General features: G+C 44.5%; 18 protein-coding genes. 14 read left to right on the top strand and 4 right to left on the bottom strand.

The window, feature by feature from the left end; translation table 11 throughout:
* Window positions 1-222: 222 nt before the first annotated feature.
* The 4 genes from VTH8203_RS03885 to VTH8203_RS03900 are packed head-to-tail and all read left to right on the top strand — an operon-like array spanning window position 223 to window position 4,280.
* Window positions 223-1,173 carry a YbgA family protein gene (locus tag VTH8203_RS03885; protein WP_096992478.1) on the top strand — a complete coding sequence of 317 codons (951 nt, stop codon included), beginning with the start codon at window positions 223-225 and terminating at the stop codon, window positions 1,171-1,173.
* A complete protein-coding gene (locus VTH8203_RS03890; RefSeq protein WP_158296043.1) occupies window positions 1,163-1,969 on the top strand; it encodes a MerR family transcriptional regulator in 807 nt (268 codons plus the stop codon). Before VTH8203_RS03885 ends, VTH8203_RS03890 begins: the two co-directional genes overlap by 11 nt.
* Window positions 1,966-3,369 carry a deoxyribodipyrimidine photo-lyase gene (gene phrB, locus VTH8203_RS03895; protein WP_096992480.1) on the top strand — a complete coding sequence of 468 codons (1,404 nt, stop codon included), beginning with the start codon at window positions 1,966-1,968 and terminating at the stop codon, window positions 3,367-3,369. Before VTH8203_RS03890 ends, phrB begins: the two co-directional genes overlap by 4 nt.
* Window positions 3,369-4,280 carry a L,D-transpeptidase family protein gene (locus VTH8203_RS03900; protein ID WP_096992481.1) on the top strand — a complete coding sequence of 304 codons (912 nt, stop codon included), beginning with the start codon at window positions 3,369-3,371 and terminating at the stop codon, window positions 4,278-4,280. The genes phrB and VTH8203_RS03900 overlap by 1 nt, the downstream gene beginning before the upstream one ends.
* Before the next feature lie 68 nt (window positions 4,281-4,348).
* On the opposite strand, the gene VTH8203_RS03905 is transcribed toward VTH8203_RS03900, so the two are convergent.
* Window positions 4,349-4,597, bottom strand: a complete 249-nt coding sequence (locus VTH8203_RS03905; protein ID WP_096992482.1) for an Lpp/OprI family alanine-zipper lipoprotein — start codon at window positions 4,595-4,597, stop codon at window positions 4,349-4,351.
* A 416-nt stretch (window positions 4,598-5,013) separates the two neighbouring features.
* Between VTH8203_RS03905 and VTH8203_RS03910 the strand changes: the two genes are divergently transcribed.
* The 5 genes from VTH8203_RS03910 to pstB all read left to right on the top strand — a co-directional run bounded on the left by VTH8203_RS03910 (window position 5,014) and on the right by pstB (window position 10,210).
* Entirely contained in the window at window positions 5,014-6,342 is a 1,329-nt protein-coding gene (locus VTH8203_RS03910) for a DEAD/DEAH box helicase (protein WP_096992508.1), read from the top strand.
* Between the two features lie 293 nt (window positions 6,343-6,635).
* Entirely contained in the window at window positions 6,636-7,457 is an 822-nt protein-coding gene (locus tag VTH8203_RS03915; RefSeq protein ID WP_096992483.1) for a phosphate ABC transporter substrate-binding protein, read from the top strand.
* Between the two features lie 96 nt (window positions 7,458-7,553).
* A complete protein-coding gene (gene pstC / locus VTH8203_RS03920) occupies window positions 7,554-8,492 on the top strand; it encodes a phosphate ABC transporter permease subunit PstC (RefSeq protein ID WP_096992484.1) in 939 nt (312 codons plus the stop codon).
* A gap of 5 nt (window positions 8,493-8,497) precedes the next feature.
* Complete coding sequence (gene pstA / locus VTH8203_RS03925; RefSeq protein ID WP_096992485.1) at window positions 8,498-9,361, top strand: phosphate ABC transporter permease PstA; 864 nt, start codon at window positions 8,498-8,500, stop codon at window positions 9,359-9,361.
* A 99-nt stretch (window positions 9,362-9,460) separates the two neighbouring features.
* The gene (pstB, locus tag VTH8203_RS03930; protein WP_096992509.1) at window positions 9,461-10,210 is read left to right on the top strand and encodes a phosphate ABC transporter ATP-binding protein PstB; all 750 of its coding nucleotides are present in this window, start codon (window positions 9,461-9,463) and stop codon (window positions 10,208-10,210) included.
* 139 nt (window positions 10,211-10,349) lie between these two features.
* On the opposite strand, the gene VTH8203_RS03935 is transcribed toward pstB, so the two are convergent.
* Together VTH8203_RS03935 and VTH8203_RS24950 are read right to left on the bottom strand one after the other, a co-directional pair.
* Window positions 10,350-11,558 carry an MFS transporter gene (locus tag VTH8203_RS03935; RefSeq protein ID WP_096992486.1) on the bottom strand — a complete coding sequence of 403 codons (1,209 nt, stop codon included), beginning with the start codon at window positions 11,556-11,558 and terminating at the stop codon, window positions 10,350-10,352.
* Window positions 11,559-11,571: 13 nt separating this feature from the next.
* Window positions 11,572-11,751 (bottom strand): hypothetical protein, encoded by a 180-nt coding sequence (locus tag VTH8203_RS24950; RefSeq protein WP_096992510.1) that lies wholly within the window; start codon window positions 11,749-11,751, stop codon window positions 11,572-11,574.
* Between the two features lie 190 nt (window positions 11,752-11,941).
* On the opposite strand from VTH8203_RS24950, the gene yjjG reads away from it, so the two are divergent.
* From yjjG to VTH8203_RS03965, 5 genes are all read left to right on the top strand, one after another.
* Complete coding sequence (yjjG, locus tag VTH8203_RS03945; protein ID WP_096992487.1) at window positions 11,942-12,616, top strand: pyrimidine 5'-nucleotidase; 675 nt, start codon at window positions 11,942-11,944, stop codon at window positions 12,614-12,616.
* 280 nt (window positions 12,617-12,896) lie between these two features.
* On the top strand, window positions 12,897-13,241 hold the full coding sequence (locus tag VTH8203_RS03950) for a c-type cytochrome (protein WP_096992488.1): 345 nt from the start codon (window positions 12,897-12,899) through the stop codon (window positions 13,239-13,241).
* Window positions 13,242-13,252: 11 nt separating this feature from the next.
* Window positions 13,253-14,662 (top strand): cytochrome-c oxidase, cbb3-type subunit I, encoded by a 1,410-nt coding sequence (ccoN, locus tag VTH8203_RS03955; protein ID WP_096992489.1) that lies wholly within the window; start codon window positions 13,253-13,255, stop codon window positions 14,660-14,662.
* Window position 14,663: 1 nt separating this feature from the next.
* Window positions 14,664-15,275 (top strand): cytochrome-c oxidase, cbb3-type subunit II, encoded by a 612-nt coding sequence (gene ccoO / locus VTH8203_RS03960; protein ID WP_096992490.1) that lies wholly within the window; start codon window positions 14,664-14,666, stop codon window positions 15,273-15,275.
* Entirely contained in the window at window positions 15,272-17,428 is a 2,157-nt protein-coding gene (locus tag VTH8203_RS03965; protein ID WP_096992491.1) for a c-type cytochrome, read from the top strand. The genes ccoO and VTH8203_RS03965 overlap by 4 nt, the downstream gene beginning before the upstream one ends.
* Before the next feature lie 150 nt (window positions 17,429-17,578).
* Here the strand turns inward: VTH8203_RS03965 and VTH8203_RS03970 are convergent, their stop codons facing one another.
* The gene (locus VTH8203_RS03970; protein ID WP_096992492.1) at window positions 17,579-19,063 is read right to left on the bottom strand and encodes a peptide MFS transporter; all 1,485 of its coding nucleotides are present in this window, start codon (window positions 19,061-19,063) and stop codon (window positions 17,579-17,581) included.
* Window positions 19,064-19,190 lie beyond the last annotated feature (127 nt).

The raw sequence follows: 19,190 nt of genomic DNA on the forward strand, positions 1-19,190 counted from the left end.
TCTTGCGGGTGATTATATAAAAGTCTGACAATGATAACTAAATATGTTGAAAGTGGTTAGGCAATCGATTTTTACCAATAAAATCCATCGGTGTAAGATTTATTTTGTTCGGTGTGAACCAAATAGCAGCTCGTCACATATAATTGTACAAGACAAAATTTTGTATCACCTGATTGGTGACCACCATCTAAAGATGTAATGTTAAGTAGCGAGGGATTTAACATGGAAGACGCAATCGTTGTAGGAATTAGCTCCTGTTTATTAGGTGAAAAAGTTCGCTTCGACTCTGGACATAAGCAGAGCAGCTATGTAAACAAAGAATTGGCGGACTATTTCGACTTTGTGTCAGTTTGTCCTGAAGTTGGAATGGGGCTTCCCGTACCAAGACCAACCATACGATTGATCACGAACGAAGAACGTATTGCTCTAGTCGATACCAAAGACTATACACGCGATCACACCGACGGCATGATACGTTTCACACGCGAGAAAGTAGCTGAAATCAAAGACACTGAAATGTGCGGTTATATCGTTTGTGCCAAGTCGCCAAGCTGCGGAATGGAACGAGTAAAGGTGTATGGTAATGGCCATGCTTCCACAGACGGCATTGGCTTGTACACCAAGCATCTGATGAAGCAAATGCCTTGGTTGCCAGTGGAAGAGGATGGGCGACTTAATGATCCTGTCTTGAAAGAGAACTTCATTTCTCGCGTATATAGCTTGAAAGACTTCTATCGCTCTATGGAAGGTAAACCAACACCCGGAAAAATTATTGCTTTCCACTCTCGATACAAACTGACGCTAATGGCTCACGACCCTAGTGCATACAAGTCGTTGGGACGTCTTGTAGCCAATCAAATTGACTACAATCCAGATGAGTTTTATCAAGCGTACCGAACAGGATTAATGGATGCGCTTAAAAATCGCGCTAGCAGAAAAAATGTTTCGAATGTGCTTATGCACATTCAGGGTTATTTCAAGCGCGCCCTCAACAAAGATGAAAAAGCCGAACTTGCCAAAGTCATTGATGATTATCGTGTAGGTTTGCTGCCAATTCTGGCGCCGCTTACTCTAATCAAGCATTACTTGAACGCTTACCCAGATGACTATTTGGCGGATCAAATTTTCCTACAGCCTCATCCAGAAGAGATGCGTTTACGTTATGGGCTGTAAAGAAAGGCGCTATGCCATCCGTGAAATAGCAGACTTAACCGGGATTAAGCCTGTTACGTTGCGAGCATGGCAGCGTCGTTATAATCTGGTGCAGCCATTACGTACAGACAAGGGCCACCGACTCTATACTGCTGACGATCTGGAGAAGATAAAAACCATTCAGAGCTGGCTCAATAAAGGCGTCTCTATCGGTAAAGTTAAGTCGCTTCTAGAGTCGGATGTTATTTCTAGCGCAGTAGAAGATTCAAACCAACTAGAAGAAGTGTCGGACACGATTGATGCTTTAGGGGATTTGGATGGCAACAAAACCGACCGACTAATATCAATGGTTCTCAAGGAATATCCACTGTCGATCGTGGAGTCGAAATTTGTTATTCCTATTTTAGCGGCTATCCATTTTTTGAAGCTTGGTCCTCGTGCGTTGCAGCTTGCTCTATTCAAAACTATGTTCGTTAAACACCTAACGATATTAATCAATTCAGAGAGTAAACGCGGTCATCGACCTGACAGAGTCATGGTAAATTTGGATGAAACGGGCAATCTTTATGCTTGGCTCTACTACGCACAATTGATTGAAAGAGGTGAAAGAGTTGTATTGTTAGACGGTGTAGAAGAAGTCAGTACGCTGTTTAGTGATGCCAGTCATTACAAGGCAATCCATGTTTTTGCGCAGAAATCTCTCCCCGAAAAACAGCTTGATGCGATTTTAGAAGCTAAGGAAATGGAAACTGGTAACGTTTATGTCTCGCCGGTTATCGCTCATTTGATAGAAGAAAGACAGGGGGCGGCTTCATGAGGCTAGTTCTTTTTAATCGAGATCTGAGGGTTATCGATAATACGGCACTTGTTGAGGCAATAGATGGGCACACTCCCGTCGTAGCCGCTTTTGTTGCTACACCAAAGCAATGGGAACGTCATTTTCTTTCTCCCATTCAGGCCGATTTGATTCAGCGCCGTCTGCACGTATTAAAGGGTGAATTAGAGCAGCTAAATGTGCCTTTCATTTATCATGAAGCACGAGATTATGCGGATGCTAACCAGTGGCTAGTTACGGTGGCACAGCAACTCGGCATTAACAAAGTGTTCGTAAATCGCGACTATGAGGTAAATGAGGCATGGCGACTGCAACAGCTGGCGAAGTTGGGTGAAGGCAAATGGAGTGTTGAGAGCTTTGATGATAAATGCATTCTAAGACCTGGGGCCGTCCTTAATCAAAAAGGAGAGTATTTCAAAGTATTTACCCCTTTCAAAAGATCGTGGCAAAAAATGGTGGGTAACGTCGCGGTGCGCAAACCTCAGGTATCGGTGCAAGTATCTGTACCATCCGGTCTCTTGTTCGAGAAGGACTCAAAATTTTCATTTCCAACCAGAGACAGCTCGAAATGGAGTGTCAGTAGTGATGACATCATTCACCAACTGAGAGCGTTTTCAGCAGAAAAAGCGACTCGATACCAAGCTGAACGAGATTTCCCTGCTCTAGATAGCACCAGTATGATGAGCCCCTACCTTGCTATTGGCGCTGTTTCGGCTCGTCAGTGCGTGGCTAGACTGTATTACGATTCGCTAAATGCTCCCTTGTCTTTGGGAGCCGAGACTTGGCTGAGTGAGCTTATCTGGCGAGAATTTTACCAGCACCTGATCTACTTCGAGCCTAAACTCTGCAAGCATCGTGGATACTTAGCTTGGGAGAGACACCTCAATTGGGTTGGCCAACGTGACCATTTTGAAAAGTGGTGTGAGGCTAGAACCGGTTACCCTATTGTTGACGCTGCAATGAGACAGCTCAACAGCACTGGGTGGATGCACAATAGGTTGAGAATGGTGGTAGCCAGTTTCTTGACTAAAGATTTGCACTTAGATTGGCGACTGGGAGAGCAGTACTTTATGTCTCAGCTTATTGATGGAGACTTTGCTGCTAACAACGGAGGGTGGCAGTGGTGTGCATCAACAGGCTGTGACGGGCAACCCTATTTTCGTATTTTTAATCCCATTAGTCAGGGGGAAAAGTTTGACAGCAATGGTGAGTTTATAAGGAGCTGGATCCCAGAATTGAAGTCTGTTCCTAACAAGTTTATTCATAAACCTTGGCTTTGGAACGAGTTCGATAATCTTGATTATCCTGAGCCTATGGTTGATCACAAGACACAAAGAGAGATAACCTTAGCACTGTATAAAGATGCAAAGGACCAACATTGATGCTTCGTAAAACCCTGATCGCCGCATGTTTAGGCTTTTCACACTGGTTGAGTGCAGCCACTTACTCGCTGCCAACAGATGGAAGTAATATGGTAGGCACATTGCAATATCACAGTGTAGTGGCAGGAGAAACCATGTCAGATATTGCCAAGCAATACGATGTTGGTTTTCTCTCGCTGATGGCGGCTAATAAAGGTGTGGATCCCTTTTTACCTCAAGAAGGGTACGTGCTGACGATCCCCAGTCAGGCGATTTTGCCTCACGTAGACTACAAAGGCATCGTGATTAACTTAGCTGAGCTACGACTCTACTATTTTGAGCCAGACAAAAACTTGGTACACATTTTCCCCGTCGGAATCGGTAGAATTGGTCAGGACACCCCGGAAATGACCACTAAAATTAGCCAGCTTAGAGAAGCGCCAACTTGGACTCCGCCAGCATCGATACGTAAAGAATACTTAGCCAAAGGTGTGGAGCTACCACCTGTAGTGCCCGCTGGTCCTGAAAACCCACTAGGTGACTACGCCATGCGGTTAGCCTATGGTACGGGGTCATACCTCATACATGGCACGAACAAGGATTTCGGTATTGGCCTTCGAGTGAGTGCTGGTTGTATTCGTATGGACCCAAAAGACATCGACTGGTTATTCCATGAAGTAAAAGTTGGTTTGCAAGTTCGTATCATTGATGAACCGATCAAGATAGCGCTCGAGCCCGATCGCAGCGTGTTCATTGAAGCGCATGAACCATTAACTCGCAGTGATGGTACGAAAAAGGAAATGATCATCCCTCAAGAGCTGACTTGGTGGCTCGACGAGTACGGCATTAATGACCGAATTGCTCGAGCAGCGGTGCTTGCCCAAAATGGAGTACCTATTGAAGTAGTGCCAGCAATGAAGGGGCTAGAATAGCGAACCGTTGACACTAAGCATAAAAAAACACCCGCACGAAGCGGGTGTTTTTCATAGTATTTTTGGTCTTATTTAGTATAAGACTGAGCGATGTTGTCGATACGCTCATTTGCGCGCTCAGCTTCTTCTTGAGCAGCCATAGCATTTTTGTTGCCAATTAAAACTTCGCTTCTTAGAGCTTGCACATCTGCGCTTAGTTGGCTTACTTGGTTGCTTAGGTCGTCCATTTTAGCTGTTGTTGCTTCGTCTGGACCAGAAGCGCAACCTGCTAGTAGTAGAACTGATGACGCTGCTGCTGCAATTAAAACTTTCTTCATTATAAGCTCCTTCAGGATTTAGTATTTCAAACAGCCCTGCTACTTAATTCATCGCATTAAGGCTATTTTTGATTTTAGTGCCTAATTTAAAGAACGCAAATTATTTAAAAGTCAGAAAAACCAAAAAATTACGCGATTTTATGGTTAAACTTCCTCTTTAGTTAATTATGAGAATAAATTGGCATTAGATAATGTGATCTCCGTCAAGATTATAACCCGAGAACACGATAAGTCACTGTATCGTAGGATTTTATCCAATGAAAGCAGAATTTGAACCTGATTAAGTGGGAGATCTCCTACAAGGCCGTGATCGATATCAAATTCTAAGCCGAATTGACATTGCTGGTTACCATGACAATTATCAGGTATTATGCGCGCTTATTTTCATCCGCACGATCTTTTTAGGAGAATACGCATTGCAATTTAAAGAACTTGGCCTTGATAACCGACTACTGAAGAACTTAAGTCATTACGACTTTACCAAAGCAACAGACATTCAAAAGCAAGCTATCCCGGTAGCTATTGCTGGGAAAGATCTGCTGGCCTCTTCGAAGACTGGTTCTGGCAAGACTTTGGCATTTGTACTGCCGATGCTCCATAAGGCGCTGAAGACTAAAGCGTTCTCAGCGAGAGATCCTCGTGCTGTGATTCTAGCTCCGACACGTGAGCTGGCGAAACAAGTATACGGCGAGCTAAAGTCGATGCTAGGTGGTCTCTCTTACGACGCAACCTTGATCTTGGGTGGTGAAAACTTTAACGATCAAGTTAAAGCGTTACGTCGTTACCCGAAATTTATCGTAGCAACACCAGGGCGTTTAGCTGACCACTTGGAACACCGCTCTCTGTTTTTAGACGGTTTGGATACGCTCATTCTTGATGAAGCGGACCGAATGCTCGATCTTGGGTTCGCCCCTGAGCTGCGCCGTATTCATAATGCGGCTAAACACCGTCGTCGTCAGACTTTGATGTTCTCAGCGACACTAGACCACGCTGAGGTGAATGATATTGCTGCAGAAATGCTTGACGCGCCAAAGCGCATTGCTATCGGTGTATCTAATGAAGAGCACAAAGACATTACCCAGAAGTTTTATCTTTGTGACCACTTGGACCATAAAGAGGCAATTTTAGAGCGAATTCTAGAGCAGGCCGATTATAAACAGGTGATGATCTTTACTGCGACACGTGTGGATACCGAGCGACTCACCAAGTGGTTGAATGAAAAACAACTGAAAGCCGTCGCACTGAGTGGCAATCTCAATCAGACTCAACGTAATGCGATCATGAGTCAGTTTGAGCGTCATGTGTTTAAGATTTTGGTGACGACCGATGTTGCTTCTCGTGGTATCGATATTGCGAGCGTGACTCATGTAATTAACTTTGATATGCCAAAGCATACTGAAGAATACGTCCATCGTGTGGGTCGTACGGGGCGTGCTGGGAACAAAGGGGATGCAGTGTCTCTTGTTGGTCCTAAAGATTGGGACAGCTTTAAGCGCATTGAAACGTTCTTACAACAAGATCTTACTTTCTCAGAGCTAGAAGGCTTGAAAGGCAAATTTAAAGGTTTTAGACCTAAAAAGCCGGCGTTTAATAAGCAATCGACAGCAAGTAAAGGTAAGCCACAGAACAAGAAAGCGACCGCGAAGAAGCCTGCGCAGCGTGATAAAACCTTCTACAAAAATGTTGCGGTGGGTGATTCAGTATTCATCCCGAAGAAAAAACCAAAACCGTCTGAAGACGCGTAAGTTCAATCAAAAAAAGAGCCTCTCAGGCTCTTTTTTTTTACCAGTTCGCCCTCAAACCTAGCCTTTATGACGGTCATTGAATTGAAATAATTCGACGGTCATATCTGGTCTTATCTTTTACTTTATCACTAACTTGCTGATTTTTATGTGATCCTATCCCAAGTGTTGAGCTCGATGCTTTTGTTATTTGTCACACACCTTTCAACTAAGTGAAACACAACTGTCATATTCGGGCACTAACCTTGTCAGCGTTCAAATGAAACTCGGCAATTAAGCCAATAAAGGAAATTGTGATGAAAAAGACAGTTATCGGTGCAATCGCTCTACTAGGCGCACTAGCAGTGACTCCAGCTTCAGCTAAAGAAACTATCTCTGCGGTAGGTTCTAGCAGCGTAACTCCACTGATGGAAGTTTTCTCTGAAACATACATGAAAACAAACCCAAATGTTTTCATTGAAGTACAAGGACCAGGTTCTTCCGCAGGTGTACGTGCAGCGAAAGACGGCTCAGCAGACATGGGTATGTCTTCTCGAGCGCTTAAAGAAGAAGAAAAACAAGCAACGCTAGTAGAAGAAGTCGTTGCACGCGATGGCATTGCTGTTGTTGTTAACCCAGCAAACGACCTAAAAGGTCTAACGTCTGAACAGGTAACAGCAATCTACAAAGGCGAGATCAGCAACTGGAAAGATGTGGGTGGTGCTGACAAGCCTATCGTTGCTATTACTCGTGATACGGCTTCTGGTACACGTGGTGCATTTGAAGACATCATGAGCCTGAAGCAAAAGATCAACGGCATGAAAGTAACCGCTATCTCTCAGCGCGCTCAAGTGGCTAACGGCAACGGCGCTCTCAAGACTATGGTAGCAAGCAACCCGTACGCAATTGGCTACATCTCACTAGGTACTGTTGATAATTCAGTACATGCTCTAGAAATTGATGGCACGCCAGCAACGGTAGATAACGTTAAGAACGACTCATACAAAGTTGCTCGTCCTTTCCTAGTACTTTACCAACAAGGTAAACCATCTGCTGAAACTCAGAAATTCCTTGATTGGATGCTGACTGACGAAGCTCAAGCAATCGTAGAGAACAAAGGTTACATCTCGGTTAACTAATCTCTGCAGTAAATAATGAATACCTTGCTCAGCCCACCGTTTAGGGCTGAGCCTTTTATATGTTTAACTCGATTTTTCAACGAGTAGAAACGAATTATGACCATCGCAACAAATAGTGAGAAGCTTATGAATAACGAAGCGACTCAGTCCGTAGCTCGTGATAGTGGCCTGAAGGCTCAAAAGCGAATAGATTGGAAAGAACGAATTTTCCATGGACTTTTCCTTACCAGTGCAATCATCGGTATCGTATCGCTAGCGGTTATTGCTTACTTTATCTTCAAAGAAAGTCTTCCTGCTTTCCAAGCAGTAGGCGTTTCTGGCATTGTTCTAGGCCAAAACTGGCTTCCACCAGCACTCTACGGTGTTGCTACTATGATTGTAGCGTCGGTGGTTTCTACTCTTGGTGCGGTTGTAGTTGGTGTGCCAGTTGGTGTACTAACCGCCATCTTTATCGCAGAAATTGCTCCCAAGCGTTTGGCTGACATTATCCGTCCCGCGGTTGAACTATTGGCGGGGATTCCTTCGGTAGTTTACGGCTTCTTTGGCCTAGTCATCATTGTCCCTTTGATTCAGCAGATTTTTAACGTGCCTGCGGGTAACACGATTCTAGCGGGTATCATTGTGTTAGGTGTGATGATTCTTCCAACGGTCATTACCGTCTCTGAAACGTCGATTCGCGCGGTCCCTCGCACATACAAAGAAGGGTCGCTAGCACTTGGTGCTTCAAAGATTTATACCATCTTCAAATTACTCGTACCGGCGGCTCGTTCAGGCATTATGACTGGCGTGATTCTTGGTATTGGTCGCGCACTGGGTGAGACCATGGCAATCATCATGGTAATGGGCAATGCGCCTGCGATGCCTGGCAGTATTCTGGATTCAGCACGTACTCTAACCGCAAATATTGCCATTGAAATGTCTTACGCAAGTGGTGTTCACGCTAACGCACTGTATGCGACAGGCGTAGTGTTATTGGTGTTTATCATGATGCTAAACGCTGCACTACTTTACTTGAACCGTGAGAAAGCGAAGTAATCATTATGGATACAGTTAAATTAAAAAAAGCGCGCCAAAACAAAGATGCGGTTTTGAATGCATTCGTGTGGGCAGCTGCCGCTCTGACCGTGGGTTTCTTGTTCTGGATTATTTGGTACATCCTTTCCAATGGTCTTCAACACGTAAGTTGGAGTTTTATTACCGATAACTATACGCGTACTGGCGATGAGCACGGTATTTTCCCAATGATTGTGTCGACCATTTACATGGTTATCGCATCAATTGCAGTCGCAGCGCCGCTGGGCATTATGACCGCTATCTACTTGACTGAGTATGCGAAAGTTGGCAGCAAATTAGTGAAGGTTATTCGTTTTTGTACCGAATCTTTGGCAGGTATTCCGTCGATTATCTTCGGTCTATTCGGTATGACGTTCTTCGTGGTTATTCTTGGTTTGGGCTTCTCGATTCTTTCTGGCGCACTCACACTGAGTATCTTGATCCTACCTGTTATTATTCGAACTACAGAAGAAGCACTAATGGCGGTGCCGCAAACTTACCGAGAAGGTTCGTACGCGCTTGGTTCTTCAAAAATCTATACTATCTGGCGCCTTATTTTGCCAAGCGCAATGCCAGGTATCTTAACGTCGGTCATTCTTAGTATTGGTCGTGTAATTGGTGAGTCTGCCCCAGTATTTTTAACCGCTGGTATGGTGGCACGTATTCCTGATTCATTGATGGACTCAGGACGTACACTAACGGTTCACCTTTATAAACTCACAACGGAACTGTTCACAATCGAAGAGTGGAACCAAGCCTATGGCACAGCAACGGTATTGATTGTAGTGGTACTACTTATCAATATGCTGACCAAGCTTATTGCTAGCCGCTTCAATACAGCAACGTATTAATAGAGATTATTGGTGTCGAGTGGTAGAGCCAGACCATAAAGAGTTTCGCCACTTTAAATACGACCACATTGCACGACAAAGAATTTAGAGATGAAGACTATGAACAAATTTAATATTGAAAACCTTGACCTTTTCTATGGTGAGAACCAAGCACTGAAATCGATCAACTTACCGATTCCAACTCGTCAAGTGACAGCGTTGATTGGTCCTTCAGGCTGCGGTAAATCAACATTGCTACGTTGCTTAAACCGTATGAACGATTTGATTGAAGGGGTAAAAATCACCGGTAAGCTCGAGATGGATGGCGCAGACATATATGGCAATATCGATGTGGCTGACCTACGTATTAAAGTCGGTATGGTTTTCCAAAAACCTAATCCTTTCCCGATGAGCATTTATGAGAATGTGGCGTATGGTCTGCGTGCTCAAGGTATCAAAGACAAGAAACACATTGATATGGTGGTAGAGCGCTCTTTGCGTGGTGCAGCACTTTGGGATGAAGTGAAAGACCGTCTTAAGTCACATGCGTTTGGTCTGTCCGGTGGTCAGCAGCAACGCTTGTGTATTGCACGTACTATCGCCATGGAACCCGATGTCATTCTAATGGACGAACCGACGTCAGCTCTTGACCCTATTGCGACGCATAAAATTGAAGAGTTGATGGAAGAGCTTAAGAAAGACTACACCATCGTTATCGTGACTCACTCAATGCAGCAAGCACGTCGTATCTCAGACCGCACGGCCTTTTTCCTAATGGGAGAGCTGGTTGAGCATAATGACACACCGATTATTTTCTCAAACCCAGCGGATGACCGTACTCAAGGTTATGTAAATGGTGACTTCGGTTAATCGTATTTGAACACAATTTCCAGTTATCGCGGCGATTCCATTGAATCAAACAATTAGCGAGCGGCCTAAATTTACTGGCATATCACTATAACTATAAGCGATGGTACTGTTGCCCCTCTTGTTAGAGGGGCTTTTTTTGTTAAGCGTTTGCGGCAACTCGCAATGGTTTGTCATTGATAGGCAAATGAATCAATGCTGCAATAAAGGCAAGGACCACCGTCGACCACCAAATCGGTTCGTAAGAGCCATAATAGTCATAAATTCGGCCGCCGGCCCATGCACCTAAAAAGCTGCCCACTTGGTGAGTAAAAAACACCAGTCCGTACAAGGTAGAAAGATAGCGGGCCCCAAAAATCTGGCGAACTAACCCTGATGTTAATGGCACTGTCCCTAGCCAACAGAAACCGATAGCACCACCAAACCAAGCTGCCGTGTACTCAGTGACGGGAAATGTTACGAAGGCTGCAATCACTACGGTTCTAAATAGATACAACATCGACATGACATGGCGTTTACTGAATTTGTCACCCATTAGTCCCCAAAAGTAGGAGCCAAAAATATTGAAAATACCAACGTAGGCGAGCGCAAGAGCTGCGCTGTTTGCTGGCAAATGTTTGCCGGCAAGATAACTTGGCAAATGAGTAGCTATGAACATGACATGAAAGCCACAAACAAAGAAGCCCGCATGAATTAACCAATAACCTTTGTGGTGAAACGCTTCATTCAGTGCTTGCTTGAGCGTCAAGTTATTTTCCTCTACTACGGTTTTACTTGCACTGTTTTGTTGTGACGACCTCATAAAGAGTGCGAAAGCTATCATCACAGTACATAGCGCTGCAAATCCTTGTAATGCACCTTGCCAACCCATATCTTCAAGCATTAATTGAGCGACTGGAATCATGGCAAACATGCCAAATGAACCGGCTGCTGTCGTTAAACCAAAGGCCTTTGCTGCATGTTCGGCAGGGACTACTTTCGCCACAGCCCCAAGAATAATAACGTAGCTTGTCGCGCTTAATCCTAAACCGACAAGCGCCCCTAGTGATAGGTAAAGAACACCAGTTTCATTGGTTATTGACGTTAAATATAGACCTAACGAATAGGCAATCGCACCAACCAAAATAATACGCTTTGAGCCCCATTTATCGGCGGCCATTCCAACGAAGGGCTGAAAAATACCAAACAAAAGGTTTTGCAACGCAATGGCAAAACTAAAGAACTCTCGACCAGTATCAAAGTGTTCGGAAATAGGCATCATAAAAATGCCGAATGATTGTCTGATGCCTAAGCTAACGATCAAGATACCGATACCCAACCACACGAGTGGGGGAAAACGAAAAATACTCATTAATGATTACGCTCTAATGATGGTGGTGAGAATGGTCCATAGGACCTGTTGGATTTTGCTGGTGGCAACCAGTATGTACCGCTTGTTTTGCAATGAGATCTAGCAATAACGGGGAGTGGTGCACTGCTATCAAGGTGACAACCAAGAGCAAAAACATTCTCATAAGTTGAGCAAAAATGGATTGTGAAAACATGACGCTCAATGGTGTTAAAAAAGAGCGCGCAGTGTAATGATCCCCTTTGTCGGACTCAAATGACATTTTGTGAATTAATTTATGCATTTTTTGCATAGTTTATGAGTCCAGATATCGGTGACTAATATCGAGTGCGTGTGACCTAAAGTTAGGTATATAATCTTGCGGTAACTAGCATGGAAAACGACAAATGAAGTACGATTGGATCCTTTTTGACGCCGATGAAACCTTATTCCACTTCGATTCTTTCGGTGGCATGAAGCTCATGTTTGAGCGCTTTGGCGTCAACTTTTCTCGAGATGATTACGAGGAATACCAACAGGTAAACAAGCCTTTGTGGGTAGATTACCAAGATGGAAAAATTACAGCAGAACAACTCAAATGCATTCGTTTTGAAGGGTGGGCCAACAAGCTGGGTATTACTCCGCTTGAAATGAATAGTGCTTTTCTTGAAGCGATGGCTGATATTTGTACTCTGCTGCCTGGTGCGAAAGAACTGCTTGATGCACTTAACGGCAAGGCCAAACTAGGCATCATCACAAATGGTTTTACCGAGTTACAAGCTATTCGTTTGCAACGCACCGGGTTAACGGATTACTTCGAACATGTTGTGATATCGGAAGAAGTTGGAGTCGCCAAACCGGACCAAGAGATTTTCCAGTATGCTTATCAATTGATGGGTTTACCTAGTAAGTCAAGAATATTAATGGTGGGTGATAACCCTGACTCTGATGTCTTGGGAGGCCTTAATTTCGGCATTGAAACCTGTTGGTTGAATACGCATGGCCAACAAAGACCAGAGGGGATCGCTCCACACTACGAAGTGACCTCTCTGACAGAGCTTAAAGACACCTTACTTGCCTAACTCTCTTACGCCTTCGCTTACTGCGAAGGCGATACAATGACACTTCGGATTTGAATACCCGTCTTACTCTTCCTATGTTTTAAAGTAAAACCAAAGTTTGCCCTAATTATTGCACTGTATTGTACATACAGGCGTAAAAGTTACTACAGCAACGTTTTTTTGGCACTAAAGAGTGCCACTCAACACTGACAATGCATTGAATCGGCTAGATTTTGAATAGACGAATAAAGTTGATGTAACGCAGTAACTTTATCACACTGATCACATAAGGAATTGTGTCATGGGTAAATATGTCTCTACCGTACCCTTGTTGTTTTTTCTCGGAGTCATGGGTGCTCCCTCATTCACATACGCCGATGAACGTTTACAGGTTGGTGAAGAGAAAGCCCGGGTTTGTATGACCTGTCACGGTGCTGACGGCATCTCTAGCATCGAATCCTATCCCAACTTACGCGGTCAAAAAATGGCTTATCTCATGACCGCGCTACGCAGTTACCAAACCAGAGATCGTTCAGGTGGACTCGCAGTACTGATGCAGCAACAAGCCGACGCTTTGAGCGAACAAGACATTTCAGATATCTCCTACTATTACTCTCAGCTTGGCTCTGATGACGCGAAACAATAAGGCGCACTTTTATGGACACAACAGCTCCTAACTACAGCACTAAAGTTGTCAGATATTTTATCATCGCCTCATTGATTTGGGCTTTAGCCGGCATGACGATCGGCGTTATCTTAGCGGCTCAATTATACTGGCCTGCGCTTAATCTGGACTCCGAATATTTCCAGTTTGGGCGACTTAGACCACTTCATACTTCTGGTGTCATCTTTGGCTTTGTCGTCAATATTCTCATGGGTACGTCACTTTATATCGTGCAAAGAACAGGGCAATGCGAAATCTTCAACAGCAGTCTTTCGTGGATGGTTTTTTGGGGGTGGCAACTCGTTTTGTTATTAGCCTTAATTTCACTCCCACTCGGCTATACAACGTCGAAAGAATACGCTGAACTAGAATGGCCAATTGATATCCTCATTGTAATTGTTTGGGTGTTGTATGCGGTGCTGTTTTTCGGAACCATTGCCAAAAGAAAGGTGACACACATATTTGTGGCGAACTGGTTTTTTGCGGCATTTATCATCGTCATTGCGATGATCTTTGTGGTCAATAATCTAGAGATGCCGGTCTCCTTTATGAAATCGTATTCGATCTATGCAGGCTCACAAGATGCTATCGTGCAGTGGTGGTGGGGACACAATGCAGTGGGATTCTTACTAACTGCAGGAATTATTGGGATGAACTATTACTTCATTCCTAAGGTATCTGAACGTCCCATTTACTCATATCGCCTGTCTATCATCCATTTCTGGGGATTGGTCGGCTTCTATACGTGGGCAGGCACGCACCACTTAGTCTATTCCTCCGTTCCCGTATGGGTTCAAAACATCGGTATTGTAATGTCATTGATCCTTTGGCTACCGTCATGGGGTGGGGCGTTTAACAGTGCGATGACATTGCTACAAAATAAGCAAAAACTCAAATCTGACTACATTATGTTGTTCTTTTTTTCAGCCATTATCTATTACTGCTTGGCAACATTTGAGGGGCCATTGCTCGCAATTCGTTGGTTCAATATGGTGGCTCACAACAGTGAGTGGATTATCGGCCATGTGCACTCTGCGGCTCTAGGCTGGGTCGGAATGTCTGCTATTGCCGTGTTTTACTTTTTTATTCCAAGGTTGTGGGGCAAGACAGAACTCTGGTCCCCTCGACTAATAAAATGGCATTTCTGGTTGGCTCACGCTGGCGTTGTCATTTACGCAGTTGCGCTTTGGGTAGCGGGTATCGGTGAAGGCTACATGTGGCTTGCTCAGAGTGACAATGGCGAGTTGGTTTATAGTTTTGTCGAAGCGATGAATTTTAAAGCACCTTGGCTGTTTCTTCGATTCATTGGTGGTTCACTGTTTGTATTTGGTTTAGTTCTAATGACGGTGAACCTGTATAAAACCGTCACCATGCCCAGCACCTTGATTGAAAAGGAGGCGTAGTATGAGTGCAGATTTTACCAAGTCGGTGTTCATTTTAATTGTGTCCACTGTCGTGGTCGCATCATTTTCGGTTTTGGTGTGGGTGCTTCCTAATATCCTGCGCACGCCGGAACTAATAGACAGCAGCAAAGCAATACCATTGACAGCGCTACAAGTAGCAGGTCGCGATGTTTATATAAGCGAGGGTTGCCATGTTTGTCATACGCAAATGGTGAGACCTATTGAGCCTGAAGTAAAGCGCTATGGCAGAGCGAGCCAAGAACCAGACGATATCTATGAGTTTCCCTTTTTGTGGGGTTCGAAGCGTACTGGGCCTGACCTTACTAATCTTGGTCGGAAGTATTCGGATCAATGGCATTTAATCCATCTAATCAACCCACGCGATGTTGTCCCTACCTCCATCATGCCTGCCTATCCATGGCTGTTTGAGCAAGTACTTAGTGGTGATGATATTACCGAGAAGATGATAACGTTACGATTCTTGGGTGTGCCTTATAGCGATGATGAAATTGCTAGTGCTCGACTGCAAGTGCGAGGTAAAACTAAAGGTGAAGCGTTGATTCACTACCTGCAAAGCTTAGGTGTAGATACAGCAGAGGAGGTCAGACAATGAATCACTTTTGGAGTATTTGGGCTACTGTGGGCACGATCGTCTTTTTCGCCTTGATGGTGCTAATTGTTATTAAATACTGGCGAAGCAACTACAAGGCAGATAAAGATCGAGTTTTAGATACATTTGATGGGATAGACGAAAACGATGGTCCACCACCGAAATTGTTATTTGTTTCGTACTTTATCGCTTTTGCTATCTCGTTCGGCTATCTGATCTTATATCCGGGTGTCGGCAATTGGAAAGGCTTAGTGGGGTATGATCAGGCTAAAGATAAATTGAGTAGTCCAACTACAACACTTGAGCAGGAATTCACTGGGCTTACTGACGACTCGTTACTGGCACTGGCGGCCGAGCCGGCTATTGTGAATTCTGGAAGAATATTGTTCCAAACTCACTGCGCGGCCTGTCATATGGACAATGGGCAAGGTGCCAAGCATTTTCCAAACCTTGTTGACAACGAATGGTTGTATGGGGGATCGGATGAGGCGATTATCCACTCGATAGAGTTGGGCAGAAATGGTGCGATGCCAGGCTGGGTTGATGTGCTGAGGCCAGACGAAATTTCGAAAATTTCTTATTATCTTGCGTCCCTAAACCAGAGGCACACCGATGTTCCGGACATCAATGTCCAATTAGGTAAGGCGCTTTTCATTCAGAACTGCGCTTCTTGCCATGGAGATGGCAGCATATCTGATATTGAAAAGGGCGTCCCTAATTTGACAGACGACATTTGGTTGCATGGTGGCAGCATTAAAGAAATCCAACATACCATAAGAGCGGGTCTGAATAACGTGATGCCGGCTTTTGGGCAGCAGTTAACAAAAGATGAAATTAGGGCTATAGGTGCCTACATCACTAAGGAGCGAGTAGACAACGATTCTCGACTTTCCAGCCTTCATGCCGACTCTGTAGAGCGGGGGGAATATCTTGCTCACGCTGGAGATTGTGTTGCTTGTCATAGTGCGGAAGGTGGAGAGCCATTTGCAGGAGGCTTACCTTTTGTTACGCCTTTCGGCACCTTATATTCAACCAATATTACACCTCACGTTATCGACGGTATCGGAAGTTATGATTACCAGGACTTCCGCGCAGCATTAGTAGACGGTAAAGGCAAACAGGGTTACTTGTACCCAGCGATGCCATTTACTTCATACCAATATGTTGATGAGGAAGACCTGAGAGACCTCTGGGAGTACATGCAGTCCATCACGCCAGTCGCTCGTAAAAACGACCCCAATAAGATGATGTTCCCTGCCAACATTCGCTTAGGACTGCTTGGCTGGGATCTCGTATTTGCCGATCGCACTCCTCTTGATTATCAAGTTCCAAAAGAATTGAAGGCCAAAGTCGATGACGTAGAGAAGTGGCAATTGGGCAAGTACTGGGTCGCGGGGCTTGGACATTGTTCAGAATGCCATACTCCTAGAGACTTTGCCCAAGCCCTTGAGAACGACAACATCTTCCAAGGTAACCTTATCGATGGATGGAACGCGCCGAATATCACGGCCACAGAGCTGTATATTGATGGTTGGGATATTCAAAGCCTGACGGACTTTCTTCATACGGGGCACTCATCCAAAGGGACTGCTTTCGCAGGAATGGCTGATGTTATCAAGAATAGCCTTAGCTTAATGACTAGAGATGACATCGAGTCAATGTCTTACTATCTGCTTACAGGGGACACTCACAATCTGCTCGATGAAGCTGCAGTGCAATTGAAGCCCACAGGGTTTAATGATGTCGCATATAGCAAGGAAATCTATGCCACGTACAACCAAACTTGCGGAGCGTGTCATGGTGAAGATGGCAAAGGACGGGATCCAATAGCGCCTACTTTGTTGAACAACGGCATTATCATGCATAGTGACCCTTTCAATACAATAGCGGTCACAATTCGAGGACTTCAGCCCACGTACATTGATAAGGACAGAAACTTCATGCCAATGGCAAGTTTTGAGGACGTACTCTCTGATGCGAGGTTAGCTGAGCTGATTACTTTTGTAAGGGCTTATTTAGGCGCTCGAGAAGAGGTTATTACGGCCAACGATGTGAAAGAAGTCCGTGAGATGTTAGAGAAAGCGGGATATTCAGGAGGCTTGCACGTAACGCCAGATATGTATGATGAACGTGATGGCAATATCAATGTAAACTGAGATGTGCATTTGAACTGATATCGTAGCAGAAGATTTAGAGCATTAAAAAACAAGTAGAGTACTTGCGTGTACACGGCTGTAAGTATGGTCAGGGTTACGTGTTCAGTAAACCGGTAACCGCTGACCAAATGGCAGGACTATTGCGGTGATTTAGCTTTCAGCTTCAGGCAGTGCTGCCTCAGTTTGAGGTTGCTGTTGTTCTGCGGCTGCTAGCATCTTACGAATAGCAATCGATGCAGTAAATGCGACCGCTACCATCACGACGGCTAGTACGGTCAGTAGTGAGAAGTAGTCACCATAAACCGTCTTAACAAACTCTTGAGTGATCTCTTGACCTTTTTCCGCTGCGATAGAGGTTGAGAACACCGCGCCGACAATTCCAGAGAGTGCAATCGCCACAGAGAACAGACTCACTGAGAAGTTCTCAATGTGCTTTGGTGCGACAGACAAAATAAATGCCACAACCAGTGAACCAACAATTACCTCTGCAAATGCTTGGAAGAAGTGGATTACTAGGAAGATTTCTGGACGAATAATCACACTTTCGCCGATGTTTTTAACGGCTAGAGCCAGAATACCAAATGCAATCGCAGTCAGAATAAACGAGAAACCAATTTTGGTTGCAGTGGTGAAGTGGATATTGCGTTTTTCTAAGCTTGAGAAGGTTGCTGCAATCACCGGGCCCGCAACGATACACCATAGTGGGTTCATTGACATTGAGGCTTCTGGTGCGATTGGAATGATACCGAACAGATCACCACGCATTGTATTGATAGTCACCATTGTCATTGATGTCATCATTTGGCCGTAGTAGACAAAAAACGCCGTGGTCAGAACCGTGACAATGAGAATGGTCCCCATACGCAGTGCATCGGCTTTCTCTGCTTTGAACATCAGAGAAATAAAATAGCCGATTGCAGCCAAACCAATGGCATAAACAATGTTCTTACCGATGTCCATATTAGAGAACATAAAGAACACCATTCCAACCATTGCGATGGATGTAATACCGAATTTAATCCAGTTTGCACTAGAAACAGACGCTTGGTCGATGTCATCGCCTACGCTTTGAAGCTGCTTGCGGAACGTCATTAACGTGAATAGGGCTGCAAATGCAAGGATACCAGAGAGCAAGAAGCTGCCGTAAAACCCGATAACCAGCACAAACATTGGGAATAAATATTGGCCTAGTAAAGCACCTATGTTGTTAACTGAGTAGTTAACAGGGTAGCCATTTTCAAAGTCTTCTTGGCTTTTGAACGTACGCTTGTAAAGGCTAGGATAAGAAGGGGACATTAAGCCACGTCCATAACTTGCTAAAGCAATACCAGCTAGACTTAAAGGGATGTTAACAGTCGATGCACCAATGACGAGCAACACGTAACCGCAGGTAAAACCGAAATAAGCAATCGTCAATGAGCGGTACGCGCCTAAGAATTTGTCGGCAATAAAGCCACCTGCGATAGCAAATAGGGGGCCGATGGATGAAAACGCACCCACGACCATCATTGTGTCCGCTTCACTGTAATCGAGATTTTCTAGAAAAAACCTCGTGAGAATGACCACCACTCCATAGAACGAAAGGCCAAACATCATTTGGCAGAACATCATGGATTTATTTAGTTTATTCCACATAATTTTATCCTTAGTATTCATTAGGAAGTGGTTTAAATATCCAGATAAATGTTAACAGACAAAATTAGTTACATATTGATCTGTACTCCTATTGTGTGGCTTTTACACACGACATTTTCTAATCGCT

Origin of the sequence: Vibrio thalassae, assembly GCF_900089835.1 — a bacterium.
In the GTDB taxonomy this organism is placed as follows: Bacteria; Pseudomonadota; Gammaproteobacteria; order Enterobacterales; family Vibrionaceae; genus Vibrio; species Vibrio thalassae.